Source organism: Anaerococcus lactolyticus ATCC 51172 (assembly GCF_000156575.1).
In the GTDB taxonomy this organism is placed as follows: Bacteria; Bacillota; Clostridia; order Tissierellales; family Peptoniphilaceae; genus Anaerococcus; species Anaerococcus lactolyticus.
On sequence record NZ_GG666137.1, the window covers coordinates 1 to 241 of the forward strand.

The window sequence follows — 241 nt, forward strand, 5'->3', positions numbered from 1 at the left end:
GATCACCGCTTCGTAGTCGCGGCCGATGTCGGCCGGATCGATCGGCAGGTACGGCACTTCCCAGATCGCGTCTTCCTTCTGCTGGGCGAAGCCCTTGCGAATGGCATCCTGGTGCGAGCCGGAGAAAGCGGTATGAACCAGGTCGCCGACATATGGATGGCGCGGGTGGACCGGCAACTGGTTGCACTCTTCGACCACCTTGCGCACCGCGTCGATGTCGGAGAAGTCCAGTTGCGGATGC

General features: G+C 62.7%; 1 protein-coding gene. It reads right to left on the bottom strand.

What is annotated here, in order from left to right:
* Positions 1-241 (bottom strand): hypothetical protein (locus HMPREF0072_RS11545; protein WP_004830728.1); only part of this gene is annotated, 241 nt, incomplete at both ends.